We start from the raw sequence: 21,308 nt of genomic DNA on the forward strand, positions 1-21,308 counted from the left end.
GATGGATATCGATGTGTTAGATGCACCGTTCGACGAAACGGTGCTATATCATTCAAAGAACGAGACTAAGTTTGCGGTTCGAAATGCGAATGTAGAAGATGATGAGCAACTAATGAAAATTAGTGCTGAGACTGTGCCAAGTAATGGCATTACCTTATCTTATGAACGTCACCCGAGTTATTTGGCTGCTAGCCATGCACAGTATAATCGACCAGATTTAAAAGTGGTTGTCCCTGTGGATGATCCAACTATTGTAATTGCGATGATGAATTTGGGATGGCGTTATTGTTATATCAATGGTCAGCCTGACCTGATGCGTTATGTCGCCGATTTAAGAATGAATCCAGCGTATCGTGGTGCTAAAGTCATGCGCTTATTAATGGACTATGTCCATGATGAAATCCCCCAAGATACGATTTTTGAAAGTGTAGTTTTAAACGCCAATATTGTCGCAGCTAGTATTTTACATCATGAAAGATCAGGTTTTCCGTTGCCATATTTTTATGACGAAATCCGAACCTTTACTGTTTCACAAGCAGTGAAACCAAAAGCTTTCAATCAATATCAATTTAAAACGCTGACTGCTGAACGTGTAGATGAAGCAAATGATTTCATTTTAAAAATGAAAGACCATTATAATTTTTTACCTAGCTATGATTTTAATGCGTTGGTTGATGGTCAAAATCCATTTTGGGCAGGCTTAAATCTGGACGATTTTTATTTGATTTATGATCAGCACAATCAGTTGGTTGGACTCTATGGATTATGGAATCAAAAGAGTTTTAAACAAACCCGCGTAATCGACTATTCGCGTTCATTAAAGTTGATGAAGCCGTTTTATAATGCCTATGCCAGTGTGCGTGGTGTTTTATCACTGCCAAAAATTCATGGAACCTTTGATTATTTAATGTTGCATAGTCCGCTATGTCATCCTGAACATCTGGACGTATTTGCAAGTTTGATTTTTCATGCAAAACAGCAGACAAAGCAACGTGGTAAAGAAACCTATTGTATTACTTTGGCAGAGAAGGACCCACGTATTGAGTGGATGAAAAATACGACCTCACATGTGTTAAAAGCCAAGCACTATTTTCATAGTTTTAAAGCCAATCCATACGCTGCTTTTGATCGTAAACGTATTAGTTATTTTGAAGTTGGGCGTATATAGAGGAAGTGATAACGATCAAAAAATCAATTAAAACTGCCAAATCAATCATTTAAAATCATTCTAATTGTGTACTTATGTAACTGAGTTCTTCAGTATACTGCGCAAAGAATAATCAGAATGAGAAAGACATGTCGAAGTTGATGTGGGGAATTGGCAGTTTAGCGGTGCTTTCAGCAGCAGTGGTGGGAGGGAATTTATATGCAGATAAATCTCTTGCCCAATTTTATACACAGAATAATTGGTCCGCAGCTGTACAAGATGTTGATGTAAAGTACAGCAATTATCAAATGGGCTTGATGGGTGGAACAGTCGATTGGGTATTAACCCTGAAAACAGACCCGTGTAAACCGAAAGAAGTGATCGTGTTGAAGGGTACAGATCAGATTCAACGTGGGTTGAAAGGCTATAATATCAACTCGAATTTTAAGATTGTTCAACAACAAAGTACGTCCGAATATGCCAAGCTTTTTGGCACGGACTTAACGGCAAAAACGTTGGTCAATTGGATTGGTCAAAGTAAAACAGATTTACAGATTCCTGCATTTAAAACGACTGCACAAGGTGCAACAGTACAAGCTGATGCAAGCCAATTGCAAATTCGGATCAGTAGTTTACCGGGGCAAGTCACTAAGGTATCTGAGCTTTCAATCCATTTACCTGTGGTTAGGTTGAGTGAAGGTCCAATGCAAACCATGGTGCAAAATTTTTCGATGAAGACCAATCAAGGTCTAAATCAGAAAAATCTTGAAAATGGTTTTGTTGAAATTCAAGCGGGTTCTATCAAACGTTTAGATCAAAAGTTCTCAGGCGGCATGCGTGGTATGCAACTGCGTTGGGAGACCGAACTAAATAAACATGATGTGGACTTTGAAGGCTACTTAAAAGCTGATGAGATGGATTTCCCAGGTTCACCGGTCACCAAAGATTTCGCACTAAATTTGGCATTGCATAAAGTCAATCTGGATAAAGTCCGTGCATTTAGTGAACTTTTGCATCAGGTGGAAAATTCATGCGATGCAGTGGGTGAATCAAGTGAAGAAATGACTCAAGCTTTCTTAGCAATCGCAAGTCAAGGTTTTGATTTTGAGTCTAAAGATAACTCGATCAGTATTGGTGGAGGTAAAGCCTCTGCAAATGTCGTGGGGAAAGTCATGCCGGGACACCATGCTTCAATGGAGTCTTTTATTAAAATGGTACCGAGCTTACTGGATTTTCAAGCAGACTTAAGTTTTGATAAAAATATGATGACTGCAATCATGAATAACTTTTTACAATTACAGGGCAAAAGTTTGTCTGGACAGGAAGCTGAAGCCATGTTTGCAGGTTTTGAAACATCAGGGCAAGGCAAGCGCGATGGCAATAACATGGTCATGAGTATGCAATATAAGTTCGGTCAAAAGCTTTTTGGTCAAGCCATACAAAAGAAATAAGCAACCAGTAGTGAGTAGTTAAGTTTAAAAAATATAAAACCGTCATAGATTGGCGGTTTTGTATTTTTGGCTACAGAATTATGATTTTCAGTTTATCGGAACACAGCGGCCTAGCCATTGTTGAACAGTTGAAAAGTTGCTAGCGTCAATGGGCAACTAGCCAATGAAAACAACAATAGGAAAGACACCATGTCACACGATTATTTTTTTAGACGGAAACTTGTTCATTCATCCATGCCTAAATGTTCTTGGGTAAAACACAGTCTTATTAGTAGCATTTTTCTAATCGCTGTTCAGTCTACAGTTTTTGCGGGTACTTCAATTTCAGATCAACGTTTGTCGAATGAAACGCAAGGGAAAAAAAGTTTAGTGAAGAAACCTTAGATATTATTGAGAGTGAAGCAGCTAAACCCAAAGAAGAGCAGCAGAACAATTCAAATCATAAATCTAATCGTAATAATAAGATCATTCAGGAGACCCAGCTTGAAGGCTCAACCATGAGTGATTATTTGCTTCAAAAGAAAAGGGCAGCGGATCAGGTCGGGTTAATACAATCTCCTGAAGTTGCACCGATTAACCGTATTGTGCTGCAAGAGCGACATGAAAATATTCGAGTAACGTATCCAGATGGAGTCGTGGTTGAAATGAAGCACTGACGTGCTTCATTTCATAGATCAGGAATTTCTAAAGTCAAACCTTAGATTTGTGGATGAGTGATTTTCCATGCACGGTGAATTTTGGTATTACGTTTAAAGTCTAGGCCAATGGTTTCATTGCTGATTTCTTCAACGTCAAACATTGCCATGATCACATCGTCCATCTCAAAACCACGGTAGTTGTTTGAGAAGTAAAGCGTTCCGTCAGTGGTTAAACGGTTCATGGCACGTTTAAGCAAAGACATATGGTCGCGTTGGACATCAAACGTACCATAGAACTTTTTAGAGTTAGAGAATGTTGGTGGGTCAATAAAGATCAGGTCATATTGCTCGTGACCTTCTTTCAACCATTCAAAACAGTCGCTAGAGAAGAACTGATGTTGTTCATCTGCATGATCTACTGTCAAACCATTCAGTACAAAGTTCTCTTTAGACCAGTTTAGGTAGGTATTTGACAAATCGACACTGGTCGTACTTGCTGCACCGCCAAGCGCTGCATGTAAGCTCGCTGTAGAGGTATAGCTATATAAGTTCAGGAAGTGTTTACCTTTGGCTTCTTTGGCAATCCGTAGACGCATTTGACGATGGTCAAGGAACAAACCTGTATCGAGGTAGTCTGTTAGGTTCACCAAAATCTTTGCTTTGCCTTCTTGAACGATAAAACGTTTAGACGCAGTACTTTGTTTGGTGTACTGATTTTTACCTTCTTGGCGGGCACGTGTTTTAATGAAAATCGCATCACGACCTAAGCCTGTCACTGCACGAATCGCTTGCAGTGCTAAGTTAAAGCGTTTTTTGGCTTTCTCAGGGTCAATTTTTTTCGGTGGTGCGTATTCTTGTACGTGTAAACGATCACCATACAAATCTACTGCGACATTAAAGTCTGGTAAATCGGCATCATATAAACGTAAGCAGAAAATATTTTCTTTAACTGCCCATTTTTTAAGATTCTGCATGTTTTTTTGCAGACGGTTAGTAAAGTCTTCTGCACCTTCAATTTTTTCAAATTGTTGAGGTTTCCAATGCTCGAGGAAAGGCTTTTGAACTGCTGCAGGTTTGACTGTACCAAAACGGACGTAAATTGGGAGCTTACCATTCATCAAACGCAAAATTTGCGGATCATTAAAGGCAAGGACATCGGCCTGTTCAACTTGTGCTGCAATAATCGCAGCAGGCTGATTTGGGAAGTTCTTTTGTAATAATGCCGATAGACCTAAATACAGTGCGCGGTTAGAGGCTTTATCACCTAAACGCTCGCCGTATGGAGGATTAGTGACAACAAAGCTTTTCTTACCTGTTGCTTGGAATTCTGTCCAGTCTGCAAGTGTACGTTCTTCAATTTTAATTTGATCAAGTACAGATTCGAAACCTGCAGCAATAATATTTTGTTTGGTCGCTTTTACCGCTTCCCAGTCTGCATCAAATGCATAGAATTGTGGGAGAGGATTTTCAAGTGCAGCTTTATGACGCTCAGCCGCTTCGCCTTTAATTGACATCCAAAGTTCATGGTCATGACCATTCCAACCATTAAAACCAAAACGACGAACAAGGCCTGGTGCGCGGTCAGTCAAAATCATTAAAGATTCAATGATAAAGGTCCCTGAACCACACATTGGGTCCAAGATAATATCGGGTTGATGTTGTTTAAGTTTTGCTTTCTGTAAGATAGCAGCCGCTAAGTTTTCTTTAATCGGTGCATCTGTCATGTAGCGACGGTAGCCGCGTTTATGCAGAGAGTCACCTGATAAATCTAAGCAATAAGTATGTTCAGTTTTGCCAGCTAATACATACAACGTAATTTCAGGTTGCTTAATGTCAATGCTAGGACGTTTGCCCACAGCTTCCATAAAGGAATCGACCACACCATCTTTGACACGTAAAGTTGCGAACTGAGAATTGACTTTAATGTCACGTTCGATGTGTAAACGAACGGCAAATGTACTTTGTGGTGCAAAAATAAGTGACCAGTCAAAGTTTATTGCACCTTCATAGAGCTCTTCCGCTACATCACGTGCATCATGCGTGAACTCTAATTCATGTGTATGAATTGGAGTGAGTACACGAGAAGCCAAACGTGACCACATGCAAATACGGTATGCATCTTCAAGTGTGCCTTTGAATACAAGACGACCCGGGAACTGTTCAATATTTTGAACACCTAAACCTTCAATTTCCTCGCGGAGTAAGGTTTCCAGTCCATCTGCACAGGTAACCCAATATGTAGAAAGACGCGGTTTCGAATTCATGTAAATTTCCAAAGGCAAAAAAGCAATCGCATATTTTAACGTATTTTCGTGGATTTGGGCGGACGATATTGCGCTGAAACGGGAGAAATATCGGTAGATTTGAATGACTTTACCAAATTTATTCTGCGTACATTGTGAGAAATATCACTTAATGGTACAAAAATTGCTATAACCCTGATCAAAATTCGATCTTTATAATATTGATATCATTAGGGGTATTTATGACAGGGCTGGCAATCAATAGTCAATCAAACGCATTTTCAATCGCCACTTTAATCTATGCGCGCTTACGTCGTGTGTCAGGTCGGGTTATTGACGCATTATATGTGGTTGAGAATGTCGAATACGCACGCTTTGTTTCTAACTTGGCTTTGGAAACGGCCGATCCTGAATTATCTCGTTTGGTTGCGCGGCTTTACAGCGAGTTGAATTTGCATGAAGCTGCAGTTTCAGCACAAGAAGAACCAATAGTTAGCTCAGTTCAATCTGAAACAGCAGAAATTTTAATGAGCGAACCGACTGCGGAAGATATCTATAAAGCACAGGTTGCACATCGTTATATTGGCGCATTGCGTTAATTCAATCCCGCTGTGAGCAGCAGCATAAATTTCCTGCTGCACACCGCCTGAAGTATCAACCATCTTTCCATGTTTCAAGAGCTGTTGAACTGTGCAGAAGGCGGTTGTTCATAGCTGAACTTTATCTGTTTGAAAGTATTCAATTCAATCAAAAATAAGGACAGATAGAAGTCCTGTTTGAAGGCTTTTTGAAAGGGGAAAGGTGAAGTTTAATTTAAACCGTTTAATTTATCTAATTGAAATGATAGATAGGAATTTGAAAATTCATTTTGAATAACATCATGCGTTTGCATTGAACGTTGAAAACTTCAACTGCCATTTGCCAAGATTCTCTGTATAATGCGTTAACTTAACGATAAGGAATCTCTCATGCACTTGGCGGCATTGCATACACCGAGCCAGATTCAACTCAACCAAGATGGTAACTTAAAACATTTCCTCACCATCGAAGGCCTTTCTAAAGAAACTCTCACAAAAATATTGGACACTGCACAGTCCTTTTTTAATGACCAAAATCAGCTGATTACCAACAACCTTTTAGAAGGTCGTACGGTGATGAACCTGTTTTTTGAAAATTCAACACGTACCCGTACCACTTTTGAAGCGGCAGCAAAACGCCTGTCTGCAAACGTATTGAACATTGATATTGCACGTTCAAGTACATCAAAAGGCGAGACACTGCGTGATACCTTGTGGAATTTAGAGGCGATGGCGACCGACATTTTTGTGGTTCGTCATTCATCGTCAGGCGCGCCGCATTTTATTGCCAAAGATGTTTGTCCGCATGTGGCAATCATCAATGCAGGCGATGGCCGTCATGCGCATCCAACGCAAGCCATGTTGGATATGTTGACGATTCGCCGTGAAACCAAAAAGAATTTTGAAGACATTTCCATTGCCATTATTGGCGATATTAAGCATTCGCGTGTTGCCCGTTCAGATGTCGCTGCATTGCAAACATTGGGCTGTAAAGATATTCGTGTCATTGCGCCAAATACTTTGCTGCCTTACGGTTTTGATGATTATGGCGAAGGCATTCGTTTGTTCAACAATATGGAAGACGGCATTCAAGACTGCGACGTGATTATTACTTTACGTATTCAAAATGAACGTATTGATTCTCCTGCGCTGTCATCTCAAGCTGAATTCTACAAAATGTACGGTTTGAATAAAGAACGCTTGGCTTTGGCAAAACCTGACTGCATCGTGATGCATCCGGGACCAATGAACCGCGGTGTTGAAATTGACTCGAGTATTGCCGATGGTGCTCAGTCCGTGATTTTACATCAGGTGACCAACGGTATTGCGGTGCGTATGGCGGTACTGGCTTTGGCGATGCAAGGTCAGCTGCAAGAAAAAGGTTTAATTGAAGCGATTGCGGTTTAAGGGATAGTCATGAGTATTGTTAAAGTTGAAAATGTACGTGTCTTAGATCCAATCAATCAAACTGACAGCGTACAGACGGTTTATATTGAAAATGGCCGATTGGTTGCCGAAAGCAATGCCGCTGAAACCATTGATGGTCAAGGCAAATGGCTGATGCCAAGTATGGTTGATCTCTGTGCGCGTTTGCGTGAGCCGGGTCAGCAGCAGCATGGCACTTTAAAGTCAGAAGGTAAGGCTGCACGTGCGAATGGTATTTTGCATGTGTTTACCCCGCCTGACTCAAAACCGATTGTGCAGGACAATGGCGCATTGATTCATGGCCTGGTGGAAAAAGCCATGATTGATGGTGGCATTTATCTGCAGGTGATTGGCGCGCAAACTCAAGGCTTGTTAGGCAAGCAGCCTGCGAATATGGCGGGTTTGAAAAAAGGTGGCTGTACTGCGGTATCGAATGCTAATGCGCCATTTATGGACGATGATGTGGTGATTCGTACCTTGGAATATGCTGCGGGTCTGAACATGACCGTTGTGTTCTATGCCGAAGAACCGCAGATTGCCAAAGATGGCTGTGTGCATGAAGGCTTTGTCGCATCTCGTCAAGGTTTACCGATGATCCCTGCATTAGCGGAAACCGTAGCCATTGCAAAATATTTACTGATGATTGAAGCCACTAAAGTGCGTGCGCATTTTGGTCTGTTGTCATCAGGCGCATCTGTTGAATTGATTAAACATGCTAAAGCGAAAGGCTTACCGGTGACTTGCGATGTAGCCATGCACCAATTGCATTTAACTGATCAGTTGATTGACGGCTTTAATTCACTTGCACATGTGCGTCCGCCGCTACGTTCTGAGCAAGATAAAGACTTGCTCCGCCAAGCGATAAAAGACGGTGTGATTGACGCGATCTGTACACATCATGAGCCACTGAGCAGCTCTGCGAAAATGGCGCCTTTTGCTGAAACACAGCCCGGTTTTACCGCATTTGATACCTATGTACCTTTTGGTATTCAACTGATTCAAGAAGGCCTATTAAGCCCACTGGAATGGGTTGAGAAAGTTACACTCGCACCTGCTAAAGTAGCCAATATGCAACAACGTTGGGCGGATGAAGCGGGTTGGGTACTAGTCGACCCAGAGCTTGAATGGACCATCAATAAAGACACGATTGTGTCAAATGGTAAGAACACACCATTAATTCAGCACACCGTTAAAGGTAAAGTGCTTCAAGCTTTTTATGCCGTTTAAGCTGAAGCTCAACATGGAAAATGTTGAGTCCTAGCATTTTAATTTGATATCTAAAAGTCAGCTTCGGCTGGCTTTTTTAGTGAAGATTGAAATTAATAGATTGAAAATAAAAGAAGAAATTAAAGCGTTGACAAGTCCGAACAAATTATTACATTTGATCAAAAAATAAGCATATAAACTGAAGTACACATGAAAATAATGACAACTGCATGGAGTACAAATATGAGTATAGATTTATTAGCGCTGATTAAGCAGCACGTCTCCTCGATTGTGCTGGACGGTGATACACAACACTTAACTGAAAAAAATTCAGCCATTAGCCAGTTTATTCCATTCCTGTTAAATATTTTTCGATCCAAACCTGAATTTATTGATGCCTTTCAAAAACAGTTAAACCCTCGTATTAGTGATATATTTTCAGCAAATCCCACATTAAAAGAACAATTTTTGCAACATCTCGGTGGCGGTACGGCCCCAACGTCAGAAATAGAGCAAACCTTAAACCACTCTATAGCTCCAACTTTAGGGGCACTTGAAAATGAAGCGGGTTCATCTGATCCCGTCGCAATCACGCATTTACTTGATAATCATGCAGATAGCATTTTGGCGGCACTACCACAATGGGCAGTACCTTTACTCGCAGGTTTAGGGGTCAACACTGCAGCTGGCCGTACATTACACCAAGCACCTGTTGTTGAACCAACACCTGTTATCGTTGAGGAAAAACGCTCGAATTGGTTATTGCCAATTATTGCGCTGCTTATATTATTGGGTCTGATCGCATTTTGGTTTAAGTCTTGTACTAATAAAGAAGAACCAACCACCTCTGCAACAACGGTTGCACAGCCTGCGGCATCTCAGCCAGCGCATATGCAATTTAGCACCGGTACAGATGGGCAGTTAACCAACTGTCAAATTCAAACTGGTGATTCAAATTATCTTGAAATTTTGCAGCAACAAGTCAAACAGATCTTTAACTTTAATACGGGTTGTGGTGCTTCATCTGATGCCAGTTACCATACTCAATTTATTGATCAAGATACCATTCCAACGGTTCTGCAAAAACTTAAAGGTGTGCCAAATACCACTTTAACCTGGACAGAAAATCAGTTATCGATTTTGTCGCAAAATCCTGCGGATGCTCAAAGCCTTGCCAATCAAATTAAGCCTTTAGCAAAAAATATGACGGTATTGATTCAAGAAGGCGTGAGCGAACAAACTGCAGTAGATAACAGTATTACTGATGCACAAAAAGCATTAGCGAGTATTAACCCTGAACAAGTTCGTGCTCTAGATGTTGCGACTGCGCTGAACTTACAAATTATTAATTTTGCGACAGGTTCATCTGATATTCCTGACGTGAATAAATCGATTTTGGATCAAGCGGCAGCGTTAATGCAGCGCGCAACACAGGTACATCTGACTGTACAAGGTCATACCGACGCTGTGGGTAATGCGGAAGCGAATAAAGCTTTATCGCAAGAGCGTGCACAAGCTGTGGTGGATTATTTGGTGTCGAAAGGCGTTGATCCTGCACAGCTTCAAGCGGTGGGTTATGGTCAAGAAAAACCGGTAGCAGAAAACAGCACCAAAGAAGGTCAATTCAAAAACCGACGTATTGAGTTTGAAGTTTTAAATACCGAGAATGGCAAAGTACGAGATGTTACCAATGAAGGCGTGACTGAAAAGGCCAATTAAAACCGTACTAAATGAGATGATATATAAAAAATCCCTGCACATGCGGGGATTTTTCTCGTCAAAGCGCTGTAATTTTGAGTAAAATACGCCCGAAGAATAAAATCATAATGGTACTTATACAATGAAAAAAATAGTCATCACGAGCCTCATGTTGTCTGCGGCATTAATATCCGGCTGTGATAATTTTAAAAATAAAAAAGATACAGAAGCCAAAACGGAAGCGCCTGCTTTGGAAGATTGGAGTTGTACTGCACAAGCCAATATTGACCAATTGCAAGATCATTTAAAAAAAGAATATCTCAAAGAATTAAACAAAGAAATACGTCAGTCAGATTATGAAGCCGATCAGCAACTCATGGATCTGATTGTAAAAAATCTAAAATTTAACATTCAAAATGTCACGACTTTAACTGAAGACCCTAATAAAGCCAAAACATTGGAATGTAGCAGTCAATTGTTGGTGGTTTTCCCGAAAGGATTACAAAAGCGTGCTGAAAACGCCTTTGCTGAACGACCATGTGATGAAGGCTGTGAAGAACGTGGTAATTATACTTTGAATGATTCACTCGAAGATGGTGAGTCAGGCTTAAGCATGGACAATGATCAGCTTAAAGGGAACTTTAGCTATAGCATCACTAAAACGGACAAAGATGGTTTAAGTTTAAGTGTCCCAAGTCAAAATGACGTAATTGATAGCGTTGTAACAGTGACACGTCATGCGGTGCTATATGCGGCATATAGTGCTCAAAATAAGCGAAACGAAGAATCCTATCAGCAAGGGATGGAGAGTCAATCTCAACAAATGAGCCTTGCACAAAAGGCAATGGATATTCGAAAAAAAGAGCTAGATCAGGATAATGCCAAAGTGGTGGATCGTCTCAATCAGACTTGGGATCGTTTTAGTGATGAACAAAAGGCGCAGTTACAGCAAGATCAAGCAGACTGGTTTGAAAAGCGTGATATCGACTGTAAAGTGCTTGCACAAAAAAGTGTTTATTCATTAAATGAAAGTGAAAAAGAGACTTATCAAAAGCATTCGCAATACTGGGATGATGCGATGAATACGCAAAATCAAGAGTTGCAATATACCAAATGTTTTAATCAGAAAACTACAGAACGAATTGTGTATTTAAATAACGTTTTTAATTGATCTAAAAGAAGAAAAGCCCTCAATGAAGGGCTTTTTTTTGAATCTTAGTTTATTGCTTGATGATCAAAACAGGAATTGGGCACTGCGTTAAAATATTTTGTGCTACGCTGCCCAGCATGGCTTTTTTTAAACCTGTGCGTCCATGCGAACCCATGATGATTAAGTCTGCAGAGATTTCATCAGCCACTTGTAAAATCCCTTCGGTTGGCGATACACCATGAATCAAACGGGTTTTAACTTCGATACCATCACGTACAAAGGTTTGTTTGATATCTTCTAAACGCAGCTGAGCACTTTTTTCAGCTTGCATAAAATATTCAGTGATTGCGGGTGCAACAGCATAGAAATCGACACCAACAAATGGATCAACAGCAACAACGCTGACAATGGTCACTTGTGCATTTTGACTTTTAGCCAAGCTGAGGGCATGTTCAACAGCAGAATATGAAATTGGAGATTCATCCACAGGGACTAAAATTTGTTGATATTGACTCATATCTGCTTCCTTAATATTTTAAATGTTATCAATCTAATCTTGCGCTATTCACGATATTGTATGAATTAGACAAAAGAGTAAGCTTTTTGGTGAAGGGTGTGCTGAATACAAAAAAGCCCACATCATGTGGGCTTAGTCATCTTAAGCTTTTACAACCAACACGGGTAATTCAGTATTGCTGAGTACATCTTGTGCGAAACTACCGAGTAGCATTTTCTTAAATCCTTTGCGACCATGTGAACCCATCACGATCAAATCGGCTTTCACTTCATTGGCTGCTTCTACTACACCTTCAGCAGAAACTTGGCCTTTAATAATCTTACTTTGTGCTTCTACACCCACTTCAGTTGTAATTTGCACAGCTTCTTTTAATGCAGATTCTGCATTTGCGTAAGCTTGTACGAAATATTCTTTCATGATTGATGAAGAATAATAGAAGTCTGCATCGGTAAATGGGTCTTCAGCAACAAGGCTGATTAAAGTGAGTTGGCTGTTAAACGCCTTGGCAATAATTGCAGCTTTTTTAACTGCAGAAAACGAGATTTCTGAACCATCGACAGGTACTAAAATGTTTTGATATGACATGGAACAATCTCCTGTAATTTTGCTTTTAAACCCTATAGATTATTGATAACACATTGTCGTGAATGGTTCAATTTATTAATCTAAAAAATATTGTAAATTCATAAAATTACATAAATTAATGTCGATAAGTCGTCAAATAAATCTGAGCGAAAAACTCGGACTTTGCTCAAAAAATATTAAAATAAAATCGACTAATTTTCTCGGATTTTGAGCCTAAAAGATCAATATGAACTTTATAAAAATAAGCCTAAACTATATACAGATTTTAAATCTAAGATTTATAACAGAATTGATGCGATTGGATAGTTAGAAATGTCATATAAAGTAGGGTTGGTTGTACTCAGTATTTGTTCAGTGTTGCATTTGTCTGGTTGTCAAAACACGCAAAGCAGTACCAGAGTGATTGCAGGTGCTTTTAACTTATCGACACAAGTTCAAAAGACCTTTATCAACTTACATGCACCTGACAATGTTATTGTGCAGTCAAATATTCAATATCTACAAAATCTAAATTTAAACTTGGATATCTATCAACCTGAAACAAGTATGGCGATTGCACCCAGACCAACGATTGTTTGGATCCACGGTGGCGGTTGGGTCTCAGGTTCAAAAGAGCATGCAGGTGGATATTTTAAACGGCTCGCAGCCCAAGGCTATAATGTGGTTTCGGTTCAATATCAGTTTGCACCTGAAGCCATTTATCCCACACAGCTCAACCAAATTGATGCAGCATTGAGGTTTTTAAATCTACATGCGGCACAATATGGCATTGATTCGCAAAATATGTATTTGGCAGGGGATTCTGCAGGTGCAAATATGGCCAGTCATTATGCCGCCTTGGTTACGAATCCAGATTTTGCGCAAGCGTCAAAGATTCAGCCTGTATTAAAGCCTTCACAGCTTAAAGGGCTGATTTTACATTGTGGTATTTATGATTTAAACAGCTTTGTAAATACTGCACCCAACGAGATTGGACTGATCGAGTGGGGCGTCTATAACTTGGTTCAGGCCTATACCGGAGACAAAAAAGATGATGCCGAGTTTTTAACGCGTATTTCAACGGCCTCAAATATTAATTCAAATTATCCACCAGTATTTATCAGCGGTGGTAATAAAGATTTTTTAACCAAAACTCAATCTGAGCCTTTTGTAGAAAAATTGAAGGCAAATAATGTACCTGTGACAGCGGTATTTTATCCAGATTCGAAAGAATTTTTGGTACATGAATATCAATTTATGATGAGTAAAAAGGCCAGTCAGCAGACCTTTGATCGTACTTTAGAATTTTTGCAACAACACACACAGACCGTCAAAAATTAAAAACAGACTTAAAAGGCTTGCAGAATAATCTTTAACTTAATAACATACCTACCAGTTGGTATGTTTGTTTTGGAATGATTAATGAATTCGGTAACATTGGCCTATGGCTTACTGTCATTAGCGATTATCTCAGAAGTAATTGGTTCGACATTTTTGGTGAAGTCAGAAGGCTTTACCAAACTTGCGCCTTCATTGGCTGTCGCAGTTTTATTCTGTTTGGCATTTTATTTATTGTCTCAGGTGATTAAAGTCATACCACTTGGTATTGCTTATGCCATTTGGGCAGGTGTTGGTATTGTTTTAACTGCACTAATTGGCTACTTTATCTTTCGTCAAAGTTTAGACCTCCCAGCCATGTTAGGGATAGGCCTGATTGTTTCAGGTGTGGTCGTGATCAACCTGTTTTCAACTTCAGCTGGACACTAATATGGATAATCCGCATCAGCGTAAGAAAGAGCCTCAACTGATACGCCAAAGTATTTTGCAGCATGCAATCCGTCTTGCTGCTGATAAAGGTGTTAATGGGGTGTCGATTCAAGCCGTTGCGGATTTAGTTGGGGTTACAAAAGGTGGTGTATTTCATCATTTTTCAAATAAGCAAAAGCTCTTAGAGTCCATGATTGTGATGCTTTTGGCTCAATTAGACGAGGTCGTTGATCGTTTAATTGAGGAAGACTCTGAGCCATACGGTCGTTTTACCCGTGCCTATATTGAAATTACCTTAGAAAAACAAATCATGGGTTTGCAACAGTCATGGTCCGCGATTTCGATGACCATGCTGACCGATAAAACTTTTAATGAATATTGGATCGAATGGATGAACTCACGTTTAGAACGACATCATCAGACCGATTCGGATATAAAACTCAAAATTGTTCGTTATGCAGCTGATGGTATTTGGCTCACCGCTTTTACAGAAGTGGAAGACGAAAGTGAAACCCAATTATTAAAACAAGAACTGATCGCCCGAACGTATCGAGCGAAATAGATTAAATAACTGATGTTATAAACGTAAAAGTAATTACGCATTTTTAAAATGATTTTTAAGTCTATTCGACGGAGTCTTACATCTAGGGATTGAATAGATGGATTAGCCTTCGGCTGGAGGTACTCTTACGAAACGTTGTTTCTCATTCGGCAAAATGAGAAGCGCGCTTCGTAAGGAAACCATCTTGCGGAGCATTGCTCCCCACCGCAAAACTCGTTCACTAGTGTCTAATTATTCAAAATATCGCAAAAATATTTTTGATTAGAAGTAGTCCTATCTCAAACACTTGCGGATGACGTTACCGTGTATCATTCTTTTATTTGAAGCAAATTATTTAACTGAGGACTTAATTTCTTTTATATTTGAAAATAGCATGCACGACTAAACCAAAGACCAAACCCCAAAATGCAGAGCCAATACCAAAAAACTGTACGCCCGATGCACTAAACAAGAAGGTGAGTAGAGCGGCTTCACGTTCGCTAGCTTCTTGGAAAGCAATGACGATGTTGTGTCCAATGGTGCCAAGTAGGGCAATCCCTGCTAAAGCGGTAATAAACACCAGTGGAAAAGCGGTTAAGAAACTCACCAAAGTGGCTGCAAACAGGCCCATCAAAATATAAAAAAAGCCACAGGTCATACCTGCGATATAACGTTTTTTCTCATCGGGGTGGGCTTGGTCATCTAAACTGATGGCCGCACTAATCGCAGCAATATTGACACTAAAACATCCAAATGGCGCGAGTAGCGTTTGGGCTGTCCCAGTCCAACCAATTAGTTGATTAACGTGGGGTTGATAACCATAACTTTTAATCATAGCTAAACCCGGTAAATACTGAGAGGCCATATTGATTACAAAGAGTGGTAACGCCAAACCCAGTATTGCTGAGATCGAAAATTCAGGTGTAACCCAAACCGGCTGTGCGAGTTCTAAATTAAGCGCCGGTAATTGAAAGCCAAGTAATAATGGACAAAGCATGATGCCAATAATCACTGTGATGACAATGCTATAACGCGGTAATAATCGTTTACTGAGGACATAAGCCGCCAGTAAACCAAGAACGAATGCCCATTCATTTTGTAAACTGACAAATAACTCAATGCCAAATTTTAGGAGTACGCCTGCTAACATTGCACTGGTTAGACTTTGCGGGATATAACGCAGTATTTTTTCAAAAATGCCTAAAAATCCGAGTACTGCTGTCAATAAGCCACAGACCAAGAATGCGCCTAGAGCGGCATTCATGCTGTAACCATTTGCAGTCGCTAAAATCAGTGCCAGTCCTGCAGTGGACCATGAAGTCGCAACGGGATATTTAAATTTCCAAGACAGAATCAGCCCGCATAAGCCGATACCCAAACCTAGAGCCCAAAACCAAGAGGTTATTTCTGCGGTGTTGGCACCGAGCAGTTGTGCAGATTGGATCACCAAAACAGCCGAGACGCTGATCCCGACTAAGAACGTAATAAAACCTGCAAAAGCAGCTGGAATGGAAAAGTCTTGGAGTAGTTTTTGCATAATGATCGAGCTATAACTATTGTTGGCGCAGGTTTAAGATGACATTTTTCAGGATGATACGCTCAAGTCCTGTACAGTAAAAGTGCTCATCGAGATATTATGGAAATACTTTATTTATTCACAAACGACACTTTAACAAACAGCACTTTAATAGAACGAATCGACAACCCACATTGAGGATGTTTTATCCATTCAAAACTTTAAAGGGATATGGAATTTCCTAAGAAAAAACAGTACTACTTTGCCCATGTCAGTTACATGGTAGATGTCGCAAGCTTTAGACCGAATCCACAAAATAGAAGACCAACCGCTGTCACGCAGCATGCCGTAAATTTATAACGATGGCTAAAATAGGTGGCCAGTTTTGCACCCGAAAAGATCAAAATCGTTAAATAGCTCATACTGATAATTTGCAGCACGATCGCGAGTGCGGTGAATGTAATCGCTGGATATGGATATGCAGGATCGACGAATTGCACAAAGAACGATAAGTAAAAAAGAATGGCTTTAGGGTTTAAAATACTGATGGTTAATGCAGTCTTAAACGGTTTCAATTCATTCAAACTCAGTTGCTTGGTGTCGAGTTGTTCTGGCATTTGAACGGCATTCCATGTTTGGTAGGCAGCCTTGAAAAGTTTGATACCTAAATAACTTAAATACAGCGCACCGACAATTTTTAATAATAAGAATAACCAAGGAAAGGCATGAAGTAAGGATGCAGCACCGAGAGCGGTGAGTAAGATTAAGATCAAATCGCCAGTATAAACGCCAAAAGCGCCTAAATAGCCGACCTTAATGCCATAGCGAGAAGCAACAGACATGACATAAAGTGAATTTGGCCCGGGTAAAATCACAATTAATATCGTACCAATAATAAAGGTCGTTAAGTCTGTGATTCCAAACACTGAAGACACTCAAATAAAAAACCGAAGCTGTAGTATACAACTTCGGTTCTAAATGAAACTGAAAATTTCTAATTTAAGCTTTTATTTCAGCATCTAAGCCAAAAGTTTGACGCAGTAAGCTACTTAATTGCTCACGGGCTTTAATAAAACCATCAATACCGCCTTGTAATAGTTGGAAAGACATTAAGTCTTTTTCAACTTCAGCTTTGAAAGTTTGCTTGTCGAGCACTTGTACATCGTGTTGACAGTGTGCATGCGCATGATGATTAGACAGTTGCACTTCAACGGTACGCTGATCTTTTTCCAGTTCTGCCAATAAATTTGGTGAAACTGTCAATAAATCACAACCTGCTAAGCCAAGCACTTGATCAATACTACGGAAGCTAGCACCCATAATTTCAGTTTTGATGTCATGTTGTTTGTAGTAGTGGTAAATTTGCTTCACTGATAACACGCCTGGATCTTTCTCAATCGGGTAGCTATCCACATTTTCAGCTTTTTTGTACCAATCTAAAATACGGCCGACAAATGGCGAAATCAGCGTGACTTGAGCATCTGCACAGGCTTGAGCTTGATGCAAACCAAACAAAAGCGTCAGATTACAGTGAATGCCTTCAGCTTCAAGGGCTTTAGCGGCTTGAATGCCTTCCCACGTTGAGGCAATTTTAATTAAGATGCGGTTTTGATCGATACCATACTGTGCATATAAAGCCAGTAACTCTTTAGCTTTTGCAATGGTGGCATCAGTATCATAAGACAAGGCTGCATCGACTTCTGTAGATACACGTCCTTCGATCAATTTTAAAATTTCTACACCAAATTTGACCGTAAGAATATCGATGGTGCGCTCAACCAGCTCATCATTTTGATAACCTTCTTTACGCGCTTGTTCAAAAGCACTTTCAATCAGTTCTTTATTTTCAGGTTGATTTGCCGCTGCTGTAATTAAAGATGGATTTGTAGTCGCATCCAATGGACGGAATGTATTAATCGCAGCTAAATCACTGCTGTCAGCAACAATCGTTGTTAGGCTTTTTAATTGGTTTAACGCATTTTGAGTCATTTGAAATCTAGTTCTTAATGTTCTTGGTGTACATACTTTTATAACACAATCTGTTTAGAACCCAACCAAAAACCGCCCAATTAGGCGGTCTAAATCGTAGTTTTTCGTGAATTTCGGATGTGATTAATCAAAAAATGAGCAGCCGAGCCGAGTGGTTTTTCACGGTTCCAGACCAAGTCGACGAAATATTCAAATTTGGGTGTGAAATCTTGAAAGCTTAAGATTTTGAGTTGATCTTTGAGCGTCGGATTTTCATTAAACATCTCTAATGGAAGCACACCCCAACCCAGCCCTTGAATAATCATCGAACAGGCAGAGTGGTGGTTATCTGTACGCCAACTGTGTTTGGAAAATAACAATTCTGGTTTGATGCTTTTATCACGACTCGCGACCACGATTTGTCGACTTTGCAAAATTTGCTCAAAACTGACTTGCTTAAATTTCGACAGGGCATGTTTTGTCGCAGCAACAGGAACCAATGCTTCACGCTTCAATTCGACAAATTGTTCATAGCTCTCAAGCTGTTCACGTTCAAACATTAGAGCAAGCTGCGCTTGACCTTGTAATAGCATCTTTTGGGCATCTTCTTGAGGCGCAGAAAAAATATTGATTTGCAAAGATGGAAAATGAGTTTCTAGCAAAGAGATATAGTCGGTCCACTGAGTATGAAGCAGTTCTGATACCACCACGATATTCAGTGAAGACTCTAAACCATGACTCAGTGCAATTGCATGCTGTTTCCACTGATTGATTTCTATCAATAATTGTTCAGTTTTTTCATACAGGTTAAGCGCTTGAGCGGTGGGCACAGGCTCACGACCAACGCGCTCAAACAGTTTAAGGTTGAGATCAATTTCGAAATTGGCAATGGACATGCTGACCGCTGAAGGCACTTTGCCGAGTTGTCTGGCAGCTGCGGAAAATGATCCTGTTTCCATGACTGTTTTAAAAATCAGTAGTTGTTCTTGATTAATATTCATGTGCATATAGAAAAATAAAGGAATACAACCTTTCAATAATATTGAAAGAACCTGACTCGATTAATCAATAATATAAAAATAAAATAAGTTTTTTACAAATAATAGAGTGTTTCAAAATGACGATTTCCAAGAGAAGGATTATTCATGCGCTAAGCTATGAGATCATCCTATTGGTGATCATTGCTATTGCGTTAAGTTTTATTTTTAAAGTTCCGATGGAGGTGACAGGTACGCTAGGTATTGCGATGGCGGTCACTTCTGTGATTTGGAACATGATTTTTAATCATTATTTTGAAAAATTTGAAGCAAAAAGAAAGTTAAAAAGAACCTTTGGTGTACGTGTTCTACATGCGATTGGATTTGAGGGCGGCTTAATGCTTGCAACCATCCCAATGGTGGCTTATGCCATGAATATGACCTTATGGCAGGCAATTTTGCTCGATTTTAGTATGACCATATGTATTTTAGTCTACACATTTATTTTCCAATGGTGCTATGACCAGATCGAGGCGCACTTGGGTTACCAACCACAATATCGTTAAATTTCAACAAGAAAATCACATTGGCCTGTATTGATAAGTACAGGCCTTTTTTGCATTAAAATAGGGCATAAGTTTACAAATAACAATATATAAAAACATAATATAACTATAGAAAATTATACTAATTACATAACTTTTAAATATAAGAACAAAGAATGTTTTTATAAGTTGATTAAAAAAATATGCAAGACAAGGAGTTAGCATATGAAATTGATAAAAATTGTCACACCTGTTGTTTTACTTGGGCTTACACAATTTACATTTGCAGATGGTAACTTTAAACGTTTTTCTGTATCTGCGGGTTGGATGCATGTGATGCCGCAAGGAAAGGCAAATCCATTTAATATTAATACTGCGGTAGCAAATGGCACACAGGCTGAAGTAGGCACAATTAGTACTGAAGGTTTTCTAAAAGCGATTGATCCGAATGCAATTTATAATGAAGGGAGTAATTCTGCGAATCTTAAGGACACTTTAACCGACCTTGTGAATGGCCCTTTGGGAGGATTAATTAAAGATAAAGATGGCAATATCAAGTCAGAGATTGCAGGGATCGCAACGATCAATGGACTAGATAATTGGTCAGCTGAAGGTACGGGGCTTGAAGCAGAAGATGTTGATACATTAGGTTTAACATTTAACTACCATATTAATGATAATGTTTCTTTGCAAGTGATTGGCGGCATCCCACCTGAGGTAGATATTAAAGGTAAGGGTATGATTACCGCGCCATTATCTGGTCTAGCAGAGCCAGGTGGTCTAGGCGGTTTATTATTCCCTGATGGTTTGCCACTAGATTACGCAGTACCCATTACGGATTTATCATCTTATGGTAAAGCGGCGAGTGCGAGAGCTTGGACGCCGGTATTTCAGGCACAGTACCAATTTGGTCAGTCGGGTGTAAATAAGTTTAGACCTTATGTGGGCGCAGGGATCATGTATGCTTATTTTAATGATATTGAACTCAATAAAGGGGCATTGAATCTGACTTAATTGCTGCAGGGCATATGATTCAAAACATTAAAGATAATAATGCAGGTGCAGCACTCGATGGTAAAGAATCATCTGGAAAAATGGTGGTCGATGTCGATGCGGATGATGCGATTGCTCCAATTGTCACACTCGGATTTACCTATGACTTCACCCCAAGTTGGTTTACAGTTGCTTCGGTGTCTTATGCGAAGTTAAATAACAAAACCAAGATTGATGTGATTAACCAAACGACGGGTGAACAATTAATTCATGCAACGACCAAGATCGATATTGATCCGCTGATTACTTATTTAGGTGTTGGTTATCGTTTCTAAAAATTTACGGAATCAAAGAATAAAAAAACCGCTCTCAAGAGCGGTTTTT

Annotated in this window: 19 protein-coding genes and 1 pseudogene; 13 read left to right on the top strand and 7 right to left on the bottom strand. The window is 39.7% G+C overall.

Annotation, left to right across the window (positions count from 1 at the left end):
* The first annotated feature begins 1 nt into the window (after position 1).
* The 3 genes from MST16_RS06400 to MST16_RS06410 all read left to right on the top strand — a co-directional run bounded on the left by MST16_RS06400 (position 2) and on the right by MST16_RS06410 (position 3,254).
* Positions 2-1,168 (top strand): GNAT family N-acetyltransferase, encoded by a 1,167-nt coding sequence (locus MST16_RS06400; protein ID WP_180010392.1) that lies wholly within the window; start codon positions 2-4, stop codon positions 1,166-1,168.
* A 128-nt stretch (positions 1,169-1,296) separates the two neighbouring features.
* On the top strand, positions 1,297-2,598 hold the full coding sequence (locus MST16_RS06405; RefSeq protein ID WP_180010391.1) for a DUF945 family protein: 1,302 nt from the start codon (positions 1,297-1,299) through the stop codon (positions 2,596-2,598).
* A 497-nt stretch (positions 2,599-3,095) separates the two neighbouring features.
* A complete protein-coding gene (locus MST16_RS06410) occupies positions 3,096-3,254 on the top strand; it encodes a hypothetical protein (RefSeq protein ID WP_162689727.1) in 159 nt (52 codons plus the stop codon).
* Positions 3,255-3,295: 41 nt separating this feature from the next.
* On the opposite strand, the gene rlmKL is transcribed toward MST16_RS06410, so the two are convergent.
* Complete coding sequence (rlmKL, locus tag MST16_RS06415; RefSeq protein ID WP_180092078.1) at positions 3,296-5,500, bottom strand: bifunctional 23S rRNA (guanine(2069)-N(7))-methyltransferase RlmK/23S rRNA (guanine(2445)-N(2))-methyltransferase RlmL; 2,205 nt, start codon at positions 5,498-5,500, stop codon at positions 3,296-3,298.
* Between the two features lie 221 nt (positions 5,501-5,721).
* Between rlmKL and MST16_RS06420 the strand changes: the two genes are divergently transcribed.
* The 5 genes from MST16_RS06420 to MST16_RS06440 all read left to right on the top strand — a co-directional run bounded on the left by MST16_RS06420 (position 5,722) and on the right by MST16_RS06440 (position 11,557).
* Complete coding sequence (locus MST16_RS06420; protein ID WP_180010389.1) at positions 5,722-6,078, top strand: hypothetical protein; 357 nt, start codon at positions 5,722-5,724, stop codon at positions 6,076-6,078.
* Between the two features lie 369 nt (positions 6,079-6,447).
* Positions 6,448-7,464 carry an aspartate carbamoyltransferase catalytic subunit gene (locus MST16_RS06425; RefSeq protein ID WP_180010388.1) on the top strand — a complete coding sequence of 339 codons (1,017 nt, stop codon included), beginning with the start codon at positions 6,448-6,450 and terminating at the stop codon, positions 7,462-7,464.
* A 9-nt stretch (positions 7,465-7,473) separates the two neighbouring features.
* Positions 7,474-8,709, top strand: coding sequence for a dihydroorotase (locus tag MST16_RS06430; RefSeq protein ID WP_180010387.1), 1,236 nt, complete (start codon positions 7,474-7,476; stop codon positions 8,707-8,709).
* A 222-nt stretch (positions 8,710-8,931) separates the two neighbouring features.
* Positions 8,932-10,407 (top strand): OmpA family protein, encoded by a 1,476-nt coding sequence (locus MST16_RS06435; RefSeq protein ID WP_180010386.1) that lies wholly within the window; start codon positions 8,932-8,934, stop codon positions 10,405-10,407.
* A gap of 121 nt (positions 10,408-10,528) precedes the next feature.
* Positions 10,529-11,557, top strand: coding sequence for a DUF1311 domain-containing protein (locus MST16_RS06440; protein ID WP_180007886.1), 1,029 nt, complete (start codon positions 10,529-10,531; stop codon positions 11,555-11,557).
* 49 nt (positions 11,558-11,606) lie between these two features.
* Here MST16_RS06440 and MST16_RS06445 read toward each other — a convergent pair whose 3' ends face one another.
* Together MST16_RS06445 and MST16_RS06450 are read right to left on the bottom strand one after the other, a co-directional pair.
* On the bottom strand, positions 11,607-12,053 hold the full coding sequence (locus MST16_RS06445) for a universal stress protein (RefSeq protein WP_078188616.1): 447 nt from the start codon (positions 12,051-12,053) through the stop codon (positions 11,607-11,609).
* Between the two features lie 141 nt (positions 12,054-12,194).
* Positions 12,195-12,638, bottom strand: a complete 444-nt coding sequence (locus MST16_RS06450) for a universal stress protein (protein ID WP_078191806.1) — start codon at positions 12,636-12,638, stop codon at positions 12,195-12,197.
* A 312-nt stretch (positions 12,639-12,950) separates the two neighbouring features.
* Here MST16_RS06450 and MST16_RS06455 point away from each other — a divergent pair, with 312 nt between their 5' ends.
* The 3 genes from MST16_RS06455 to MST16_RS06465 all read left to right on the top strand — a co-directional run bounded on the left by MST16_RS06455 (position 12,951) and on the right by MST16_RS06465 (position 14,946).
* Entirely contained in the window at positions 12,951-13,958 is a 1,008-nt protein-coding gene (locus MST16_RS06455; RefSeq protein ID WP_180010385.1) for an alpha/beta hydrolase, read from the top strand.
* An 81-nt stretch (positions 13,959-14,039) separates the two neighbouring features.
* Positions 14,040-14,384, top strand: coding sequence for an SMR family transporter (locus MST16_RS06460; RefSeq protein ID WP_078188613.1), 345 nt, complete (start codon positions 14,040-14,042; stop codon positions 14,382-14,384).
* Between the two features lies 1 nt (position 14,385).
* Positions 14,386-14,946, top strand: a complete 561-nt coding sequence (locus MST16_RS06465; RefSeq protein WP_180010384.1) for a TetR/AcrR family transcriptional regulator — start codon at positions 14,386-14,388, stop codon at positions 14,944-14,946.
* Positions 14,947-15,292: 346 nt separating this feature from the next.
* Here the strand turns inward: MST16_RS06465 and MST16_RS06470 are convergent, their stop codons facing one another.
* The 4 genes from MST16_RS06470 to MST16_RS06485 all read right to left on the bottom strand — a co-directional run bounded on the left by MST16_RS06470 (position 15,293) and on the right by MST16_RS06485 (position 19,410).
* Positions 15,293-16,462, bottom strand: a complete 1,170-nt coding sequence (locus MST16_RS06470) for a benzoate/H(+) symporter BenE family transporter (protein ID WP_180010383.1) — start codon at positions 16,460-16,462, stop codon at positions 15,293-15,295.
* Between the two features lie 254 nt (positions 16,463-16,716).
* On the bottom strand, positions 16,717-17,367 hold the full coding sequence (gene leuE, locus MST16_RS06475) for a leucine efflux protein LeuE (RefSeq protein ID WP_180010382.1): 651 nt from the start codon (positions 17,365-17,367) through the stop codon (positions 16,717-16,719).
* A 73-nt stretch (positions 17,368-17,440) separates the two neighbouring features.
* Positions 17,441-18,430, bottom strand: coding sequence for a transaldolase (gene tal, locus MST16_RS06480; RefSeq protein ID WP_078191801.1), 990 nt, complete (start codon positions 18,428-18,430; stop codon positions 17,441-17,443).
* A gap of 89 nt (positions 18,431-18,519) precedes the next feature.
* The gene (locus MST16_RS06485; protein ID WP_180010381.1) at positions 18,520-19,410 is read right to left on the bottom strand and encodes a LysR family transcriptional regulator; all 891 of its coding nucleotides are present in this window, start codon (positions 19,408-19,410) and stop codon (positions 18,520-18,522) included.
* A gap of 116 nt (positions 19,411-19,526) precedes the next feature.
* Between MST16_RS06485 and aceI the strand changes: the two genes are divergently transcribed.
* Positions 19,527-19,952: a chlorhexidine efflux PACE transporter AceI gene (aceI, locus tag MST16_RS06490; protein ID WP_180010380.1), complete on the top strand. Its 426-nt coding sequence runs from the start codon at positions 19,527-19,529 to the stop codon at positions 19,950-19,952.
* 204 nt (positions 19,953-20,156) lie between these two features.
* Positions 20,157-21,259 (top strand): annotated as a pseudogene (locus tag MST16_RS06495) (OmpW family protein).
* Positions 21,260-21,308 lie beyond the last annotated feature (49 nt).

Origin of the sequence: Acinetobacter sp. YH16040_T (genome assembly GCF_024605785.1) — a bacterium.
Lineage (GTDB): Bacteria > Pseudomonadota > Gammaproteobacteria > Pseudomonadales > Moraxellaceae > Acinetobacter > Acinetobacter amyesii.